The following is a 19892-nucleotide window of genomic DNA, read 5'->3' as shown; positions in this document are numbered from 1 at the left end:
ATCTCTATCTTTTTTAAGGAGTCTTGCGTGATTAGCGTTTTCGACATGTTTAAGGTCGGTATTGGCCCATCTAGCTCTCATACGGTTGGCCCGATGAAAGCCGGCAAACAGTTTGTCGACGATCTGGTAAACCAGGGATTAATGCCTTCTATCACGCGTGTAGCCGTCGATGTTTACGGCTCACTCTCATTAACCGGCAAGGGTCATCATACGGATATCGCTATTATCATGGGTCTAGCAGGTAATTTACCCGCCACCGTTGATATTGATTCGATCCCCGGTTTTATTCGTGATGTAGAGCAAACACAGCGTATTAAGCTGGCTAACGGTTTACATGAAGTCGATTTCCCGCGTGATAGCGGCATGGTTTTCCGCAGTGACAATCTGTCATTACATGAAAACGGTATGCAAATTCACGCATTCGCGGGGGACAAAAAAGTTTATAGCAAAACCTACTACTCAATTGGTGGTGGTTTTATTGTTGATGAAGAACACTTTGGTAAACCCTCTCAGGATACCAAACCCGTTTCATATCCATTCAATTCAGCAAAAGAATTACTGATGAATTGTAATAAAACCGGATTATCTATTTCCGGTTTAATGATGAAAAATGAGCTAGATCTCCACAGCAAAGATGAAATTAATGCCTATTTTGCCGATGTTTGGGATACCATGCAGGCTTGTATCGAACGCGGTTTGAACACGGAAGGCGTTTTACCTGGGCCGTTGCGTGTACCACGCCGGGCTGCGGCACTACATCGCATGCTGACCTCATCAAACAATCTATCTAATGATCCAATGAATGTTGTGGATTTGGTGAATATGTTCGCCCTGGCAGTCAATGAAGAAAATGCTGCGGGTGGGCGTGTTGTTACCGCGCCAACCAATGGCGCTTGCGGCATTGTTCCTGCCGTACTCGCTTATTACAACCACTGCATTGAACCTGTAACGCCAGAGCTCTATATCCGCTATTTCCTGGCTTCCGGCGCTATTGGCATTCTTTATAAAATGAATGCATCAATATCTGGAGCTGAAGTGGGTTGCCAAGGCGAAGTGGGTGTTGCCTGCTCGATGGCGGCAGCCGGCTTGGCTGAACTGCTTGGCGGTAGCGCTGAACAGGTCTGTATTGCGGCTGAAATCGGTATGGAGCATAACCTCGGCCTTACCTGTGACCCAGTGGCAGGCCAAGTACAAGTACCTTGTATCGAACGAAATGCCATTGCTTCAGTAAAAGCAATCAATGCTGCACGCATGGCTTTGCGCCGTACCAGTGAACCACGTGTTTCTCTCGATAAAGTCATTGAAACCATGTACGAAACAGGTAAAGACATGAACGCTAAATATCGCGAAACATCCCGCGGTGGTCTGGCAATCAAGGTTCAGTGCGATTAATCAAATAAATAACCTGTTTTTTAATCAATAAATGCTTCTGTGATGAAAATATCCCTACCTTATGGTCGGGATATTTTTTAACCAAAACTTAAAATGATCATCTTTTGATCTAAAAAGATGAATATGTTTTCAATTTTAAATTAATAAGATGTTACCGGAAACAGAATAAACATCTAACAATAAACAAATTATAGATAATTATAAATTAATTTTACAATTTTTAGCTTATTAAATTGTTTTGTGGTTAACATTTTTATCTATTTCATTTTTTCTGACTGACAGCAATTTTCCTCCGCTATTTCTAATGTTAATCTAACAGCCGATTTTTTCAGTCAATAAGAGATAAAGTCTAAATCAAGTCAAATATTTAGGTATCATATTGATAAAAGGTCATTATTCATACAAATAAGATTTTTATTGGAGGAATGATTCATCAAAATTATTGCAGTAACTTTGTAATAATCCTGCGTTTATATTTTGTTAACAGAGGGGAAAACAGGTGAGTATAGCCATTATGATTGGCACACACGGGGCTGCGGCTGAGCAACTGCTTCGTACCGCAGAGATGTTAATTGGAGAGCAAGAAAATGTTTCTTACATTGACTTCGTTCCTGGTGAAAATGCCGATACCTTATTTGAAAAATACAACAGTAAGCTGGAAACGCTTAATACCGAGCAAGGTGTACTATTTCTTGTCGATACATGGGGAGGAAGTCCATTCAATGCGGCTAGCCGTATCGCTGTAGATAAAGAGAATTATGAGATAATCACCGGAGTTAACGTTCCGATGCTGGTTGAAACCTTTATGTGTCGAGATGATGACCCATCTCTAGCAGAACTGGTTTCTGTTGCTCTGGAAACAGGGAAAGAAGGCATCCGGGCCCTGAAAACAGAAGAACCTCAAAAAGCTGAACCCGCCAAACCTGTAGCATCCGTTGCGGCGCCTTCATTTGCGCCATCAACCGGTGGTCATATGAAAATTGCACTGGCTCGAATTGATGACCGACTCATTCATGGTCAGGTCGCTACTCGTTGGACAAAAGAAACCAATGTCAAACGGATCATTGTCGTCAGCGATGAAGTTGCTGCCGATACTGTCCGTACCACCTTGCTAAAACAAGTTGCTCCACCGGGGCTCAGCGCTCACGTTGTTGACGTTGCAAAATGTGTTCGCGTTTATAACAACCCGAAATATGCCAATGAACGCGTCATGTTGCTGTTTACAAACCCAACAGATGTTTTGCGTTTAGTCGAAGATGGTGTCGATATCACTTCTGTCAACATCGGTGGAATGGCTTTCCGTCAGGGAAAAACGCAAGTTAACAACGCAATATCCGTTGATGAAACTGATATTGCAGCCTTCAAAAAACTAGATGAACGAGGCATTGAACTTGAAGCCCGTAAGGTTGCCAGTGACAGCCGTTTACAAATGATGGATCTACTCCAGAAGGTTAAAAACGAAAATCAGATCAGAGCAATTTAACTATTACTCAACGACAAAATATTACTAAATGATAAAAATTTCTTACCAAATTTAATTTGGTTACAGGAGACAAACAATGGAAATTACCGTTGTTCAAATTACATTGATATTCATCGTGGCTTGTATAGTCGGAATGGATTCCATTCTTGATGAATTTCAATTCCATCGCCCACTCGTGGCCTGCACCTTAATCGGGATCATTCTCGGTGATATGACAACCGGTATCATTATCGGCGGTACGCTAGAGATGATCGCTCTTGGCTGGATGAATATCGGTGCTGCCATTGCCCCGGATGCGGCCTTAGCATCAATCATCTCCACAATTCTGGTCATCGCTGGTGGTCGTGATATCGGTGAAGGTATTGCTTTGGCTATTCCGTTGGCAGCAGCAGGACAGGTTCTGACTATCATTGTACGCACCATCACCGTCGCCTTCCAGCATGCGGCTGACAACGCAGCAGAACGAGGCAGCCTGCGTGCGATTAGCTTTATCCACCTATCCGCATTACTGCTCCAGGCTATGCGTATCGCCATCCCTGCCCTGATCGTGGCACTATCGGTCGGCACCAACGAAGTCCAGCAGTTACTCGCTTCTATTCCAAAAGTGGTGACCGATGGCTTAAACATCGCTGGGGGTATGATCGTCGTTGTAGGTTACGCAATGGTTATCAACATGATGCGTGCCGGCTACTTAATGCCCTTTTTCTACCTCGGCTTCGTTACAGCGGCATTCACCAACTTTAACCTGGTCGCATTAGGCATTATTGGTATTGTTATGGCCGTGCTGTACATCCAGCTAAGTCCTAAATATAACAAATCTCAGGTAGTTGCTGCCCCTGGACACACCAATAACGATCTTGATAACGAATTAGATTAAAAGGATGAGCAACATGTTAGATACAACAAAAACGGCTGCTCAGACAGCAGGCCAGAAAAAACTGACACCCAGTGATATCCGTGGTGTATTCCTCCGTTCTAATGTGTTTCAAGGTTCATGGAACTTTGAACGTATGCAAGCCCTGGGCTTCTGTTTCTCTATGGTTCCAGCTCTTCGTCGTTTGTATCCAGAAAATACCGATGAGCGTAAACAGGCACTCAAACGCCACCTTGAATTCTTTAACACTCACCCTTACGTCGTTGCGCCTGTACTGGGTGTTACGATGGCAATGGAAGAACAGCGTGCTAACGGCGCAGCCATTGATGATGGTGCGATCAACGGTATCAAAGTCGGTTTGATGGGGCCATTGGCAGGTGTCGGCGACCCTATTTTCTGGGGGACAGTCCGTCCAGTATTTGCTGCTTTAGGTGCTGGCCTTGCAATGAGTGGCAGCTGGCTTGGGCCTGTCTTATTCTTCTTCTTATTCAACCTGGTACGCCTATTGGTTCTCTATTCAGGTATCTCCTATGGTTACAAGAAAGGGATCGATATCGTTCAGGATATGGGTGGCGGCTTCCTGCAAAAAATGACGGAAGGAGCGTCAATCCTTGGTCTATTTGTCATGGGGGCATTAGTTAATAAATGGACAAAAGTCAATATCCCGTTGGTTGTATCAGAAATTCCTAACCAACAGACAGGTGAAACGACAATAACCACGGTCCAGAATATCCTCGATCAGTTGATGCCAGGCCTGGTGCCACTTTTACTGACATTTGCCTGTATGTGGTTATTACGGAATAAAGTCAATGCCCTGTGGATCATTATTGGCTTCTTTATTTTGGGGATTATTGGCGCCAAATTTGGTTTCCTCGGTCTCTAGAACAACATCATTCGGGGAGGAATGCCTCCCCATATTTTCTTTTTATGGCAATATAGGGATAAGGAATGAACCTTAATGATATGGTATTAGTTGGTTTAATCATACTAATGCTAGCTTTTGCTGTTTATGATGAATTCATAGTTAACTTGCTGAAAGGAAAAACTTACTTACAAATAAAGCTAAAAAGAAAACATAGAATTGATACACTCATCTTTATTATCCTGACACTTATTGTTGTTTATAACAATATCACCTCTTATGGCAGCCGTTTAACCACATATTTATTACTGTTTACTATCCTGGTGACTATTTATATTGCCTATATACGTTCGCCTAAATTACTTTTCAAAAATGACGGTTTCTTCTATGCAAATACCTTTATTTCCTATAGTCGGATAAAAACCATGAATTTATCTGAAGATGGAATTCTGGTTATTGGTTTAGAAAACAAGAAATTATATATATCAGTAACCCAACTTGATGATTTAGAAAGAATTTATAAATTCCTCATCGAAAACAGATAGATAAGAAAAAATAATAAATAAAAAAATAAATAATAAATAATAAACAGTCAGCCTTATGCTGGCTTTTATTTTTCCCATAAAACAGATAATGATAATTATTATCAATATCATGCCTTAACCTTAAAAATAATATTATTTTCCCTTTTTGAATTATTGTGCTATCTTTTAAATTGTCATGGGGAGTAGCCTGTTTCAGAGAAACGATTTAGTTAATTTCTCCGAAAAGCCCGTATCAACACGCTCGTTACAAAATAAACGTGGTGCGGGTAACCTTATTACTATCTTAACAGGCATTATTGTTGCTCAAAATAGCAAATACAATAGCCTAATGGGATAGCTATTAACTCGGTTGGCAAGACCATTGCATATAGCGCCATCATTGGTTGGGGGTGGAGTTATATGTATATGGAAATACCCAACCGAGGCTATATTAATGAATATGTACGCAACCCTCATCTTGGCTTTAGCTCTCTCAATGGATGCCTTTGCTGCTGCAATTTGCAAAGGGGCCTCACTACATAGACCACATTTTCGTGAAGCAATTCGTACAGGTTTGATATTTGGCTTGGTAGAAGCCTGTACCCCATTAATTGGCTGGTCTATAGGGCTTTATGCCAGTCAGTATGTTATGGAGTGGGATCACTGGATTGCTTTCGCTCTGTTATTCATTCTGGGTTGTAGAATGATTACAGAGAGTTTTAAAGAAAAGCGGGAAAAAAAATGTGAATCACCCTGCCGCCATAATTCAATAGTGTTGATAACAACAGCCATTGCCACCAGCCTGGATGCAATGGCTGTTGGTATCGGGCTCGCTTTCCTTCAAGTCAATATCGTACATACCGCAATGGCCATCGGCATGATGACAATGATTATGGCAACATTGGGTATGTTAATCGGCCGTTATATTGGCCCACTACTCGGCAAACGTGCTGAACTTATTGGCGGGTTGACTCTGATTGCAATTGGCTTCAACATCTTATTTGAGCACCTCGAATTATTTATGTACGCTAAATAACGCCACCAGCCCAAAATATTTATACCCGTTACCTTTCCATAAGGTATATCTGTTAAACGCTATATTTTGGGCTGAAATCTTGATCAATTAAGGCATTGATAGACCCGCAGTATAAAATCAGTTTCACATTCAAACAGCGCTCTATCTGCCAATTCTTTTTTCACATCTTCTGTTGCTCGCCAAGCAAATGGTGTCATCTGTAATAAATGATACGCTTGCACGCCATCTAATTTCATTGGATAGGATAACGATTCATCGGTTATCAATTCAAATCCTGCCAACGGTTCTGCCTTCAATGGATGAAGATGAATATTTTGATAAATCAACTCCTTGAGCTGATAAAGATGGCGAGGACCAGGAGTGACTGTCAAAACAATTCCCTGTGGCTTAACCACCCTTGCCAGTTCTTCCGCTTTGCAAGGCGCGTAAATCCTTAATATCCCGGCAAGCGATTTATCGGCAAATGGCAAACGATGGCTCGACGCAACACAAAAGCTAACAGCAGGATAGCGCTTAGCGCCATAACGAACCGCGATCTTAGCAACATCTAACCCATAGATTTTAAGATTACGTCTCTTGTTTAACTGTGCTTCAACCGCAGCAGTGTAATAACCTTCACCACATCCTATATCCAGCAAACTCTCTGCTTTTTCTGGCAGATACTTTTCCAGTAATTGTGAAACCCGTTGTTGTAATGGTTGGTAATGCCCTGCATCCAAAAATGCTCTTCTTGATTGCATCATCTCTGGGCTATCCCCCGGCTCCTTGGACTTTTTATGCTGAACGGGCATCAAATTGACATACCCTTCTTTAGCACAATCAAACTGATGATTATTTTCACAGCGCCATTGCTGTCGAGCGAGCAATAAAGATTGCTGACATAAGGGGCATTGATAAGACATAAGATTCCAAAAATATAAGCGAAAACTAGCCGACACTATAGCATATTCTGATACTTTTCGTCGTAAATCATCCTAATTAATAATTCTATATAAACGATGAATCATTATCTTGAATGAAATTATATTCTATTATTTTCAGTCCCTTCTTTGAAGCGTCTCGCAATATTTCTATGGAATAAATCTATTTATCAGGTATGATTCTTAAATCAAAAGCCAATAAAATATTATTGTTAATAAATCATTTAACTAATAGAAACAACTAATAATGCAGATAATATAATAAACATTTTCATACAATATTTTAATAAATTAAGATCAATTTCACCGAAATTCGATATTATGCCCAATACAAACTATTTTGATTTTATCCCACAGAAAAGTGACGTTAACGCTTTAGCAGATGATCTGGATAAGGTTCATATGGACTTTGCTGCCGTATTAAAGCAATTCAATGATGAAATCATATTATCTACAGGGAAAGAGACGATATCAGAGATATTAACGCCTCATGAACAACATACAAAGGGAGATGCTGACCGATTTCTAACCCTAATCGAACAACAACAGAAGCATAGACACGAGATGGAAAAAGTTACCTTAGAGAAAATGGTAAGAAAAAGTATAAGAGGACAAAGTTATGGGTTATTACTCACTTTTATCTCTCTGCTTGTTGCTTTAATCTTAGGTTTAAACGGGCATAATTGGTTAGCAGCAATTATCGGAAGCGGTACTGTAACAACGATTCTAATTATTTATGTTTTAAATAGAAATCCGTAACCATTTATAAAATGAACCGATATAGGTCAGGTAAAAATATTTTCTTTTATATTGTTATAGATTTTTACTCTACCTAATAATTAGGGCTAGTAAAAGAGGATCACCATCAGTAAACTATTGGTGGTTATATATCATTCTTACTCTATTATTTCATCATTTACTAAAATATTACTTCATAAAAAATCAATATAATTTCTTATAATAAATTTTTCATTATTGATTTTATCGTTTTCATTAGTAGAATAGTCACGAATATAAAATAAATTGATGACTGAGATATCTTAATATCACTTGAGGAAGCCAAACCCTATCAGGTACGTGATGCCAGAACATTTCTTGAGGCTATAGGAATAACACCATGAATACCATGACGTATAAAGGCTATGCTGCAAAAATTGAATATAGCGATGAAGATCAGTGTTTAATCGGTCATATTGCTGGCATCAGTGATGTAATCGGTTTTCATGCTGATAATGTAACCGAATTATGCACTGCTTTTGAAGAGGCAATAGATGATTATTTGACTTACTGTGCTGACCGTGGACGTCCACCTCAACGCCCAGCCAGTGGTAAAATCAGCTTACGAATTCCTCCGGAAATTCACTCGGCAATAAACATTGCTGCGGAAATTTCAGGAAAAAGTGTTAATCAGTGGATTAGTGAGATATTAACTAAAGCCGCGCATAATTGATTAACACATTCCCCACTCCACTCTGTTGGGGCATTTTACTTTATTGTTTTTACCGACCTATTCTTCCTGGTCGAACAATAATAGAACGGTTGTGGTTATCTTTGCATAAAATAGTCACTTGCAATCATCAATGTAGTTACACATGGAGTTTTAAACCTAATGCTTTAACGACTTTCAAAATAGAGCCAAACTCCGGGTTTCCCTCACCAGATAACACCCGGTATAAACTCTCACGAGACAGACCTGCATCCTTTGCTACCTAAGCCATACCACGTGCACGCGCTATTGTACCTAACGCACGCACAATAAAGGTAGGATCATTACCCGTTTCTTCAATACAGGCATTCAAATACGCAGCCATGTCAGCTTTAGTTTTCAGATATTCTGCTGAATCCCAACAGGTAAACTGTTCATTCATCATGTTATTCTTTCCAACTGCGAGCAATTGTAAAACCTGTTTAATACCTTTATTTTATGTGCTTTTATTACCGCCACGAAGACTTCAAACTTGGGTTTCTTGACAATTTAGCCAGTAAAGTTTCTTTTTTCTTATTTTGGCTATTTTTACAAATGAGAGATATTCTATCTTAGGATTTTTTATTAAGGCAAAATGAATGAGCTCGATTTACTCAGAGGAATATCAGCATGTTATCCGATTATTACGCGAAACACGCTTGGAAAAAAGCATTATACCCTATGGATTTCAAGATGCATCGCGGCGGCAAGGGAGCGAATCCCCGGGAGCATAGCAAACTATGTGACCGGGGTGAGTGAGTGCAGCCAACAAAGAGGCAACTTGAAAGATAACGGGTATACACAGGAAAAACTGGCACAAGCATTCGGCCGTCCTCAATCATTCATAGCCAAAGTTGAAAATGGTGAAAGAAGACTAGATGTCGTGGAATTTGTGCGCATAGCCCGTTTGTTGTCACTAGATCCAGCCAAGATTGTAGACAAAATAAAGCTGAAAAAACCTAGCTTTAACAGTAAGTTAAGATGAATATCAAGTTTATTCTTAATATTCTTCAATCAACTTATTAACCAGCTCCATAATAGTTTTTTTCTCTATTTAACACATTCAGCTTTGTTAATGGGCCGCTATGGCACACATTCTCATGAGTTAAAACCTCTTCAATCCAATCTCAATTATATTCAACAAATGAATATAGTTCAGTACATACCATAGATAAAAACACCAAAAAACGTTTTAGTTTTATTGGTGTTTTTAATTTAGGCTTCAACCGATGTCTATAGACTTTGAGAACTTATTCCCACTCAATAGTCGCAGGTGGTTTACCGCTGACATCATAGACAACTCTCGATATCCCACTGACTTCATTGATGATCCGGTTAGAAACCCGGCCCAGGAAATCGTATGGTAAATGCGCCCAATGCGCGGTCATAAAATCAATCGTTTCTACTGCCCGTAGCGAAACAACCCAATCATATTTACGGCCATCCCCCATCACACCCACGGAGCGAACTGGCAAGAATACTGTAAACGCCTGGCTAACTTTATTGTACAAATCAGCTTTGTGCAGCTCTTCGATAAAAATAGCATCGGCACAACGCAGCAAGTCGCAGTACTCTTTCTTCACTTCACCCAACACGCGAACGCCCAAACCGGGGCCGGGGAATGGATGGCGATTCAACATGTCATAAGGCAATCCCAATTCCAAACCAATTTTACGTACTTCATCTTTAAACAGCTCTTTCAAAGGTTCCACCAGACCCAATTTCATCTCTTCCGGCAAACCACCTACGTTATGATGAGATTTGATAACGTGTGCCTTACCTGTCGCAGATGCCGCTGATTCGATGACGTCTGGATAAATAGTACCTTGTGCCAGCCATTTAACCTGAGTCTGTTTACTTGCCTCTTCATCAAAGACTTCAATAAACACACGGCCAATTGTTTTGCGTTTCTCTTCCGGATCATTGATGCCAGCCAGTGCAGCAAGGAAGCGATCCTCTGCCGGAACATGAACAATGTTCAGCCCAAATTTGCCGGCAAACATTTCCATCACCTGATTAGCTTCATTCAAACGCAACAAACCATTATCAACAAATACACAAGTCAGGCGGTTACCAATTGCGCGATGCAGTAACAATGCGGTAACAGAGGAATCAACACCACCGGACAGCCCCAAAATAACGTGATCCTCACCAATCTGTTCACGCAGGCGTACAACGGTATCTTCGATAATAGAAGCAGGTGTCCACAGCGCTTCGCATTGGCATATATCCAGGACAAAACGCTCCAATATACGCTGCCCTTGATGGGTATGGGTGACTTCCGGGTGGAATTGCACGCCGTAAAAACGTTTTTCTTCATTTGCTATGATGGCGAATGGACAGGTATCAGTGCTGGCGATAGTGATAAAATCCTCAGGAATTGCAGTAACTTTATCACCATGACTCATCCATACATCCAATAATGGTTTACCTTGCTCATTTAATGAATCCTGGATTCCACGGAATAATGCACTTTCCGTTTTAATCTCAACCTGAGCATAACCAAATTCACGCTGAGTAGAATCTTCTACCTTACCACCAAACTGCACTGACATCGTTTGCATGCCATAGCAAACCCCCAGAACTGGAACGCCAGCGTTAAAAACATATTCAGGTGCACGTGGACTTCCTTGGGCGGTGGTACTTTCCGGGCCACCGGAAAGAATAATGCCGCTTGGGTTGAATTCGCGGATTTGCTCTTCTGTGACATCACATGCCCAAAGTTCACAATAAACCCCGATTTCACGGATACGGCGAGCAATCAATTGAGTATATTGCGAACCAAAATCAAGGATAAGAATGCGGTGCTGATGGATATTAGTTGTCATGTGCGGTGAATTCCAAAAAAACAAGTAACAAATAGAGATAAGTGGCCCTTATATGGGCCACAATAAATATGGATTACAAACCTAACCGGTAGTTTGGAGACTCTTTGATAATGGTGACATCATGAACGTGGCTTTCCTGAATACCTGCACCACTGATGCGAACAAATTCTGCTTTGGTTCTCAATTCATCAATAGTTGCGCAGCCGGTCAGCCCCATACAGGAACGCAAGCCTCCCATTTGCTGATGGACAATGTTTTTCAGCAAACCTTTATAAGCAACACGGCCTTCAATACCTTCCGGTACCAATTTGTCTGCGGCATTATCAGTTTGGAAATATCGATCAGAAGAGCCTTTAGACATCGCTCCCAATGATCCCATGCCACGATAAGATTTAAATGAACGTCCTTGGTATAGCTCAATTTCTCCCGGTGACTCTTCTGTCCCTGCCAACATTGAACCCACCATAACACACGACGCTCCCGCGGCGATGGCTTTGGCAATATCGCCAGAGAAACGAATGCCGCCATCGGCAATAACTGGAATACCAGTGCCTTCCAATGCTTCAACCGCATCAGAGATAGCGGTAATTTGCGGCACCCCTACACCGGTAACAATACGGGTAGTACAGATAGAACCGGGACCAATACCGACTTTAACCGCATTGACGCCAGCCGCTACCAGCGCTTTTGCGCCTTCCCCGGTCGCCACGTTACCACCAATAATTTGTAGGTCTGGGTACTTAGCGCGAGTTTCACGGATACGTTGCAGTACCCCTTCAGAATGACCATGCGAGGAATCAATAAGCAGAACATCAACACCAGCGGCAACCAATGCATCAATACGCGCTTCATTGCCAGCACCCGCTCCAACCGCAGCACCAACACGTAAACGACCACGTTCATCCTTACAGGCGTTCGGTTTACGTTCCGCTTTCTGGAAATCTTTAACCGTGATCATGCCAAGTAAATGAAAGTTCTCATTAACTACCAGCGCTTTCTCAACACGTTTTTCATGCATTTTCTGCAACACAACTTCACGGGCTTCACCTTCTTTTACTGTCACCAGACGCTCTTTAGGCGTCATTACCGCAGTAACAGGCTGATCCAAATCGGTAACGAAACGTACATCACGGCCAGTAATAATACCAACCAACTCATTTCCTTCAGTGACGACCGGATAACCCGCAAAACCATTACGCTCGGTCAATTCTTGAACTTCACGCAGCGTTGTTTCCGGCGCCACAGTGACCGGATCTGTCACAACACCGCTCTCATGTTTTTTGACTCGGCTAACTTCTTCTGCCTGACGCTCAATAGACATATTTTTATGGATGAAACCCATTCCACCTTCCTGAGCCAATGCGATAGCCAAACCGGATTCAGTAACGGTATCCATAGCGGCAGACAACATAGGCACTTTTAGAAGAATGGTGGAAGTCAGTTGAGTAGACAGGTCAGCAGTGTTAGGCAAAACAGTAGAGTGAGCAGGAACTAACAGAACATCATCGAAGGTTAAAGCTTCTTTTTTAATTCGTAACATAAGCAATATCTCACCAATCTGCTGAAAATTTAAGGAATAAAATATTGCCGCGGCATTATACAGAACGTAATCGGTTGCCTCCAGCATTTTATCAAAAAATTTCTTGCTTACTTCATGATGCAGGTTAGTATCAGCACATTAAGTTATTGTTTTGAAATTTGATCTTACTCACATGTCACTATCTTTTAACACTGGAATTTTTTCTGTTAGTCGCCTGAATCAGACGGTTCGGCAACTGCTCGAAATGGAAATGGGTAGAATTTGGCTAAGCGCTGAAATATCCAACTTTTCTCAACCCTCCTCCGGGCACTGGTACTTCACGCTAAAAGATGAGCGTGCCCAAGTGCGGGCAGCAATGTTTCGCAGTAGCAATCAGCGGGTGACATTCAGGCCACAAAATGGTCAGCAGATTTTGGTCCGTGCGGCAATCACGCTTTACGAGCCAAGAGGGGACTATCAGCTTATTGTTGAAAGTATGCAACCCGCCGGTGATGGTTTGTTACAGCAACAGTTTGAATTATTGAAACAAAAACTCAGTGCAGAAGGGTTATTTGACCAAAGCCATAAAAAACCGTTGCCATCCCCTGCTCAACAGCTTGGTGTAATTACTTCAGCCAGCGGCGCAGCCCTGCATGATGTTTTGAACATTTTAAAGCGCCGTGATCCATCATTACCCATCATCATTTATCCGACAGCGGTTCAGGGAACAGAAGCGCCGTTACAGATTATCCGAGCTATTGAATTAGCTAATGAACGGCGGGAGTGCGATGTATTGATTGTCGGACGCGGAGGCGGCTCTTTAGAAGACTTATGGAGTTTCAACGACGAACAAGTCGCCAGAGCGATTTTTCACAGTAATATTCCGATAGTCAGTGCGGTCGGTCATGAAACGGATGTCACTATCGCTGACTTTGTCGCAGATTTACGCGCCCCGACACCATCAGCGGCGGCTGAGTTAGTCAGCCGTAATCAGCTCGAATTGTTACGCCACATTCAGTCGCAACAACAGCGGTTGGAAATGGCAATGGATTACTTCTTTGCCAAAAAACAACGTATTTTCAGTCTGTTATCTCATCGTTTACAGCAACAACATCCTCATTTACGACTAGCGCGTCAGCAAAACTTACTGGTCAGTTTACGCCAACGACTCACTGACAGTTTACAACGGCACTTAAAGCAAAGCAGCCTGGCTTATGAGAAATTACAGCAACGGCTCTGGTACGCAGAACCTAGCCCGCAGATCCACCAATATAGCCAACAGATTCAGCAACAAGATTTTCGGTTAAGACAAGCGATCGAAAGGCAAATCAGCCGTTCCAGAGAAAAATTTGCTATTTCCTGTTCACGGATGGAAGCTGTTAGCCCTCTGGCGACACTGGCCCGTGGTTATAACATCAGTCAAACCTCGGATGGAAAATTACTGAAACAAACTAAACAGGTACATGTTGGTGATGTCCTGAATACCCGTTTACAAGATGGCTGGATTGAGAGTGAAGTATTGAAAATCAAGAAAGAACGGAAAAAACGATCTGCAAATCTGAAATAGTGGCCTTCCTTTGCCACTTATTTTTCCTATAAATAATCAGAAACGAATTTCTGCGCCGGCAATATAGGTCCGGCCCCGAGCGGTTTGCATAGCCGAAGTTTGCTCAGTCATTAATGGAGAAGAATTTGCACGATTAAGCGCTTCAGAATAATTTTTATTTGCCAAGTTCTGTATTGAAAATTTCAACAACACATTGTGATTTATCTGATAATCGCTATAAAGATCGACTATCGTTGGGATTTTAGGTTCTTCTTGCTGTACAACCCTCCCCTCGTCATCAAAATTATATTGATCCGGGTCCAGCCGATGAGAATTACCGGTATATTTAACAATCGCACCAATACGGAGTTTCTCATCAAATAAACGAATACCCGTATCCAACGTCATAAAGCTATCAGGTAATTGTGACAACGGCTCTGCACCAAAATGCGCTGTAGCAGCAGAGGTTGGCTGACGAGTTTTTTGCCAACTATAAGCCAATTTGCTATAAAACATACTCGCATCATAATCAGCAGCAACTTCATATCCGTGTATTTTTACCGGAGTCAAGCTATTGTGATAGATATACATTTTGATGTTAGGATCGACTTCATTGTAATCTGTCGAACTATCGTTTCTACATGTTTTTCTATTGCCACATATAAGCCAGATATCACTGAGAATATAATTTTTTACTTTAGTATGATACCAAGCAGCTTTCAGACGGAAAATATCCCCCTTTACAATTAAATCTGGGCGGAAACTGTTAAAGCCAATTTGATAAGTGTCTGATGTCTCTCCTTTCAGAAATGGATTCATGGAGCCACCACCTTCATTACTATAGAAAGTCTCCTGAATATTTGGTGCTCTCATTGAACGGGCATAACTAACGAATGGTTGGAACTCAGGAATAATTTCTGCTGATAGTAAAACCCCTGGGTTAAACCCACGTTCTTTTAAATCTAATTCGGTTGCTCCTTGGGGAAAACAAGGAATCCGTAGATCACAAGCCGGTTTATAGCCTTTGACACTGTAATCCATATAATTAAACGTAATATCTGCCTGATAAATTCCACGATTTATTTTCAACCCACCATAAATACTGGCAATATCTTGTTTGCCACTTGGCGCGAAAACATTATTTTCTTTTACTTCGCCATCTGTCTTTTTATATTTTTCCTTTTCTTTTTCGTCTTTACCTTGACCAGAATAAACACTACTCGTTGTCCTACTATATTCGGTTTCCATCAACTTACTGCCAAATGTTAACTCAAAATTTGTATCTCCATAATCGAAGCGACTAATATTACTGATATCTATTGCATCTGACTTATTTTTAGCGTTGCTATTTAGCAACTTAAAAAGTGCATCGCCTTCATAGCGTTGACTACTCTCACTGGTGCTGACCTGTAATTTTATATCAACCCATTCACTAAATGGAGTATAATTGTATTTTACATAAATATCCCGACTATCAATATGGCGGCGGGTGAATTTATTATGATAGTTCCGACCGCTTATCTCCATATCATGAAATTCATTTGGTTCAATTTTTATTTTCATTAATTGCGAATTGGGTTTTTGTTTAAACGATTTATCTGTAACAAACTCATCGCTTAATACTCCATCGCCATTCTTATAATGTGCATCAATTGAATGCCCGCTGACAGCCAACATAGCGCCTACTGAACCTTCAGAACTGAAAGCCGGTGTTTTACCCGCAACCGCTATCATGCCATTATAGCCAATACCATTATTTCCATAAGCTGTTTTTGTGCGTACTCCCAATGAATTCCCTGCGAATATCACATCATCTACACCAATTGTGCGAAAATTAGCGCTACCCACTAATGCATTAACACTACCTGAGCCATCAGATTGACCACGGTTGACATCAACTCCGACAATAAAATTAGGATCAATGATTGTACCGAATTGGTTATAAGTAGTACCGTGCGCAGGACTCGTCGGAGATGTGCCATAAAAACTCTGGCTAACACCATCAACCATCATATTCACTCGACCAAATCCACTTAATCCACGAATATTCACACTCACCGTTCCCTGCCCCGGATCTATTTGCGTATAGGTCCCTGGCATACTGCGTAATATGCTATCCATTGATTGAAGTTTTGTATCTTCTCCTTTAGAACTGTAAGAACCGGGCCTTTCCATTGCCCGCACTTCGGCATCATCCTGCGAACCAGAAACCTTAAGGCTGCTGAACTTCATTACCTTATCTGATTTCCTTTCTTGTTTTTCCTCACCATAAGCAAACCCTTGCAGCCCAATTAAAACCACACCGGCCCCTGCTATCTTTGTCATTATTTTCATTTCAATCATCCCAAATGCATACAAATCAATATTTGCTCACATACCAGTTTTTAGAAAATAAAAATGTTTAGCACTGATAAATTATTATCAGTGCTTCAAATAACAAACTTATATTATTTATTTCAGTTATCTTTTAATTGTGGAAAATATTTATTAGCATCATCCAGCATCAAAATAAAACTGTAATCCAGTGCAGTATCTTTTAATCGATTAAATCGACCTGATTTACCACCATGCCCGGCGCTCATATTGGTTTCTAATAACAGAATAGAGTCACCTTTCTTCATATCCCGTAATTTTGCTACCCATTTAGTGGGTTCCCAATATTGTACTTGGGAGTCATAAAATCCACTCGTAACCAATAAGTTTGGATAACGTTGGTGTTTTATATTGTCATACGGACTATATGATTTAATCCGGAAATAATCCTCTTTATTTTCAGGATTACCCCACTCCTCATATTCTCCTACTGTCAAAGGAATAGAAGGATCAAGCATGGTTGTCACAGCATCAACAAATGGAACCTGAGCAACCACACCGCGATATAATTCCGGCGCCTGATTAATCACAGCGCCCATCAATAAACCACCAGCACTCCCTCCCATCGCATAAACACGTTTGCTGTCACCATATTTCTGAGCAATCAGTGCTTTAGTCACATCAATAAAGTCATTAAAACTATTCGTTTTATTTTCGACTTTACCTTGTAGATACCATTTTTTACCCAATTCGCCGCCACCACGCACATGAACCAAAGCGTAAACAAAGCCTCGATCTAATAAACTCAATCGCGGTGAGCTAAATGAAGGGTCCATGCTCATACCATAAGCCCCATATCCATAAATCAGTATCGGGTTATGACCTTTTTCAAACAGTGATTTTCGATACACCAAAGATACCGGAACTTCAACGCCATCACGGGCCTTCACCCAAATACGCTGGCTCTCATAATGATGTTTATCGAAACCTTTGACTTCCTGCTGCTTAAGTAATTCCCGCTCACCTGTTTTCATATTCCATTGGAATGTTGAGCTTGGTGTCGTCATGGATGAATAACCATAACGTACAAAATCAGTATTAGGTTCAGGATTGTAATCAATCCATGCCATATAACTTGGATCATCAAACTTTATCTGTTTTTCTTGCTGTGTCTGCCAATTAATCTGACGAATTGTCGGTAATCCTTTTGTTCGCTCCTGTACGACCAACCAGTCATTAAACAGGTTGAAATCTTCAAGATCACTATCTTGTTGCGGAGCAATAACTATTTTCCACGGTGTATTGATTGTTTCCGTCTGATAAAGTCCATAAGTTTCATTCTCATGATTTGAACGGATATAGAAGTGATCGCGGAAATGGTCAATATAATACTCTCTGCCTTCCTGACGAGGAGAAAATACTTGAAGTTCAGCTTGTGGCTTATTGGCATCAATCAACAAATATTCAGAAGTCGAATTACTGGTTATCGACAACATAATATAATCACGGGAAGTGCTTTTAGACACGCTTAAATAAAAACGCTCATCGTCTTCCTGATATATTTTCTGATCTTCGCTGGTATTACTACCATATTGGTGACGAAATACCTGATATGGCAATAAGGTCTGTGAATGTCTGCGCACATAAAATAACGTATTATTGTCATTAGCCCAAACCATGTTGCCAGAAGTATTTTTTATTACATCATTATCCCACTGTTTATCCGCAATATCTTTAAAAGAGATCTGATAATTACGGCGTCCCTGCGTATCTTCAGCAATCGCAATACGTTTATTATCCAGAGAGACAGCAAAATTACTCAGTTGGTAATATTCGTGCCCTTTAGCTCTTTCATTACCATCGACCAATACCTGCCAATCTGATGAGCCATCAACAGCTTTACGCTGATAAATCGGGAAGTCTTTGCCAGTTTCATAGATTGTCCGATAAATATACCCATTATAAGTATAAGGTACCGATTGATCATCCTGCTTCATCCTGCCAACCATTTCTTCGTATAACGTATCCCGTAATGGCTCACCGGGTTTTAGCATCTGTTCGGTGTATTTATTTTCGGCGGTCAAGTAATCAATGACTTTTTGATCTTTACGATTATCATCCCGCATCCAGTAATAATCATCTATACGAGTATCACCGTGAATAGTTATATTGTGTGGTTGCTTCATAGCCTTTGGCGGCATAATTTCTTCCTCTGCGGCGGCAGAATTCAACCAGCCGCTCAATAAAAACATCAATAACAGCCCTTTAGTTTTCAGGGCAAACCGCGCTTGCTGCCTTAACATATTTGCTGTCCTTAAGTCGTTCAAAATATTAATTAGTTAAACTAAAATCAATAGGAAGTTCTATCGTAATTTCATTACCGTTTAAAACGGTATCGGGGGGAGCTGGCAACGGCTGCGCCCTTGCCAGAATTCGCTTCGCTTCCCGGTCTAAAGAATGGGTTCCGGAACGACGAACTACGTCACTGTTAGTAACATAGCCCTGTCTATCAACAGTGAATCTGACTGTTGGACGACCAGTGCGGTTTCTTCTCTGTGCATCCTCTGGGTAACGTTTATACCGATTTAAATGCCCGGCAACTTCCGCTTGCCATTGCGCACCCGCATCAGCAACCGCCTTTGAATCACTGTCATAAGCAGCCGCAACCCGCGAAGTCAGATTAGTGGAGGTGACAGTACTGCTTACCATAGCAGCACTACTTTGAGATTTTTCACTCTCTTGTTCTTCTGCCTGCCGCTTCACTGGCAATGTTTTTTTAATCTCTTCGTGGCGCTTTTGCTGTTTTTTAGGTTTATGCACCAAAATCTGCGCCTGTTCATCTTTAATCAGTTCAGGCATCTTAATCTCATTAACCTCACTTTCCTGCTGCCGGCTGGCAACAGAAAGTTGCTGTTCAATACCAATAGGCTGTTTTTGTACCTGATGTGTCGCTTCTGTCAACAATGAAAGCTCCATCATTACCGATGGCGGCGGCATCAGTTCATCAACAGCAATTTCTTCCGGCTGGTAGATAATCCAGCCAATCAAAATGAAGTGAGCAGCAATAGCAGAAACGAGCCCTTTTTTAAAATGACCCGTTTGAAAGGCCGGGTGTGTCAGCGTCAACATG

The 19892-nt window shown here is 41.3% G+C and carries 16 protein-coding genes and 2 pseudogenes; 11 read left to right on the top strand and 7 right to left on the bottom strand.

All coding sequences use genetic code 11. The annotated features are described in order from the left end of the window. The first annotated feature begins 27 nt into the window (after nt 1-27). From OO184_RS11780 to mntP, 6 genes are all read left to right on the top strand, one after another. Nucleotides 28-1392 (top strand): L-serine ammonia-lyase, encoded by a 1365-nt coding sequence (locus OO184_RS11780; protein ID WP_265379354.1) that lies wholly within the window; start codon nt 28-30, stop codon nt 1390-1392. A 499-nt stretch (nt 1393-1891) separates the two neighbouring features. Continuing rightward, complete coding sequence (manX, locus tag OO184_RS11775) at nt 1892-2875, top strand: PTS mannose transporter subunit IIAB (RefSeq protein WP_265379349.1); 984 nt, start codon at nt 1892-1894, stop codon at nt 2873-2875. Between the two features lie 76 nt (nt 2876-2951). After that, nucleotides 2952-3752: a PTS mannose/fructose/sorbose transporter subunit IIC gene (locus tag OO184_RS11770; protein WP_088374421.1), complete on the top strand. Its 801-nt coding sequence runs from the start codon at nt 2952-2954 to the stop codon at nt 3750-3752. Nucleotides 3753-3765: 13 nt separating this feature from the next. Further along, nucleotides 3766-4632, top strand: a complete 867-nt coding sequence (locus OO184_RS11765) for a PTS mannose transporter subunit IID (RefSeq protein ID WP_265379348.1) — start codon at nt 3766-3768, stop codon at nt 4630-4632. 65 nt (nt 4633-4697) lie between these two features. Beyond that, nucleotides 4698-5156, top strand: a complete 459-nt coding sequence (locus OO184_RS11760) for a DUF986 family protein (RefSeq protein WP_265379347.1) — start codon at nt 4698-4700, stop codon at nt 5154-5156. Between the two features lie 433 nt (nt 5157-5589). After that, on the top strand, nt 5590-6171 hold the full coding sequence (gene mntP / locus OO184_RS11755) for a manganese efflux pump MntP (protein ID WP_265379346.1): 582 nt from the start codon (nt 5590-5592) through the stop codon (nt 6169-6171). An 83-nt stretch (nt 6172-6254) separates the two neighbouring features. Here the strand turns inward: mntP and rlmA are convergent, their stop codons facing one another. Beyond that, a complete protein-coding gene (gene rlmA / locus OO184_RS11750) occupies nt 6255-7073 on the bottom strand; it encodes a 23S rRNA (guanine(745)-N(1))-methyltransferase (protein WP_265379345.1) in 819 nt (272 codons plus the stop codon). A 339-nt stretch (nt 7074-7412) separates the two neighbouring features. Between rlmA and OO184_RS11745 the strand changes: the two genes are divergently transcribed. From OO184_RS11745 to OO184_RS25455, 3 genes and pseudogenes are all read left to right on the top strand, one after another. Next, entirely contained in the window at nt 7413-7850 is a 438-nt protein-coding gene (locus OO184_RS11745) for a DUF2335 domain-containing protein (protein WP_265379344.1), read from the top strand. 358 nt (nt 7851-8208) lie between these two features. Next, complete coding sequence (locus OO184_RS11740) at nt 8209-8541, top strand: type II toxin-antitoxin system HicB family antitoxin (protein ID WP_265379343.1); 333 nt, start codon at nt 8209-8211, stop codon at nt 8539-8541. A 34-nt stretch (nt 8542-8575) separates the two neighbouring features. Then, a pseudogene (locus OO184_RS25455) lies at nt 8576-8687 on the top strand (IS630 family transposase); the annotation flags it as partial. On the opposite strand, the pseudogene OO184_RS11730 reads toward OO184_RS25455, so the two are convergent. After that, a pseudogene (locus tag OO184_RS11730) lies at nt 8678-8902 on the bottom strand (addiction module antidote protein). The pseudogenes OO184_RS25455 and OO184_RS11730 sit on opposite strands and share 10 nt — an antisense overlap. A 396-nt stretch (nt 8903-9298) precedes the next feature. On the opposite strand from OO184_RS11730, the gene OO184_RS11725 reads away from it, so the two are divergent. Continuing rightward, entirely contained in the window at nt 9299-9541 is a 243-nt protein-coding gene (locus tag OO184_RS11725; protein WP_265379353.1) for a helix-turn-helix domain-containing protein, read from the top strand. A gap of 265 nt (nt 9542-9806) precedes the next feature. Here OO184_RS11725 and guaA read toward each other — a convergent pair whose 3' ends face one another. After that, entirely contained in the window at nt 9807-11384 is a 1578-nt protein-coding gene (gene guaA / locus OO184_RS11720) for a glutamine-hydrolyzing GMP synthase (RefSeq protein WP_265379342.1), read from the bottom strand. 73 nt (nt 11385-11457) lie between these two features. Then, nucleotides 11458-12924, bottom strand: coding sequence for an IMP dehydrogenase (gene guaB, locus OO184_RS11715; RefSeq protein ID WP_265379341.1), 1467 nt, complete (start codon nt 12922-12924; stop codon nt 11458-11460). A gap of 172 nt (nt 12925-13096) precedes the next feature. Between guaB and xseA the strand changes: the two genes are divergently transcribed. After that, entirely contained in the window at nt 13097-14470 is a 1374-nt protein-coding gene (xseA, locus tag OO184_RS11710; RefSeq protein ID WP_265379340.1) for an exodeoxyribonuclease VII large subunit, read from the top strand. Nucleotides 14471-14506: 36 nt separating this feature from the next. Here the strand turns inward: xseA and OO184_RS11705 are convergent, their stop codons facing one another. The 3 genes from OO184_RS11705 to OO184_RS11695 all read right to left on the bottom strand — a co-directional run bounded on the left by OO184_RS11705 (nt 14507) and on the right by OO184_RS11695 (nt 19891). Then, nucleotides 14507-16783: a TonB-dependent receptor domain-containing protein gene (locus OO184_RS11705; RefSeq protein ID WP_265379339.1), complete on the bottom strand. Its 2277-nt coding sequence runs from the start codon at nt 16781-16783 to the stop codon at nt 14507-14509. A 122-nt stretch (nt 16784-16905) separates the two neighbouring features. Further along, the gene (locus tag OO184_RS11700; protein WP_265379352.1) at nt 16906-18963 is read right to left on the bottom strand and encodes a S9 family peptidase; all 2058 of its coding nucleotides are present in this window, start codon (nt 18961-18963) and stop codon (nt 16906-16908) included. A gap of 130 nt (nt 18964-19093) precedes the next feature. Continuing rightward, nucleotides 19094-19891: a TonB family protein gene (locus OO184_RS11695; RefSeq protein WP_265379338.1), complete on the bottom strand. Its 798-nt coding sequence runs from the start codon at nt 19889-19891 to the stop codon at nt 19094-19096. Between the last annotated feature and the right edge of the window lies 1 nt (nt 19892).

Source organism: Photorhabdus aballayi (assembly GCF_026153155.1).
GTDB lineage: Bacteria > Pseudomonadota > Gammaproteobacteria > Enterobacterales > Enterobacteriaceae > Photorhabdus > Photorhabdus luminescens.
The sequence above is the reverse complement of the archived record's forward strand: the minus strand, read 5'-3'. Positions and strand labels throughout refer to the sequence as shown.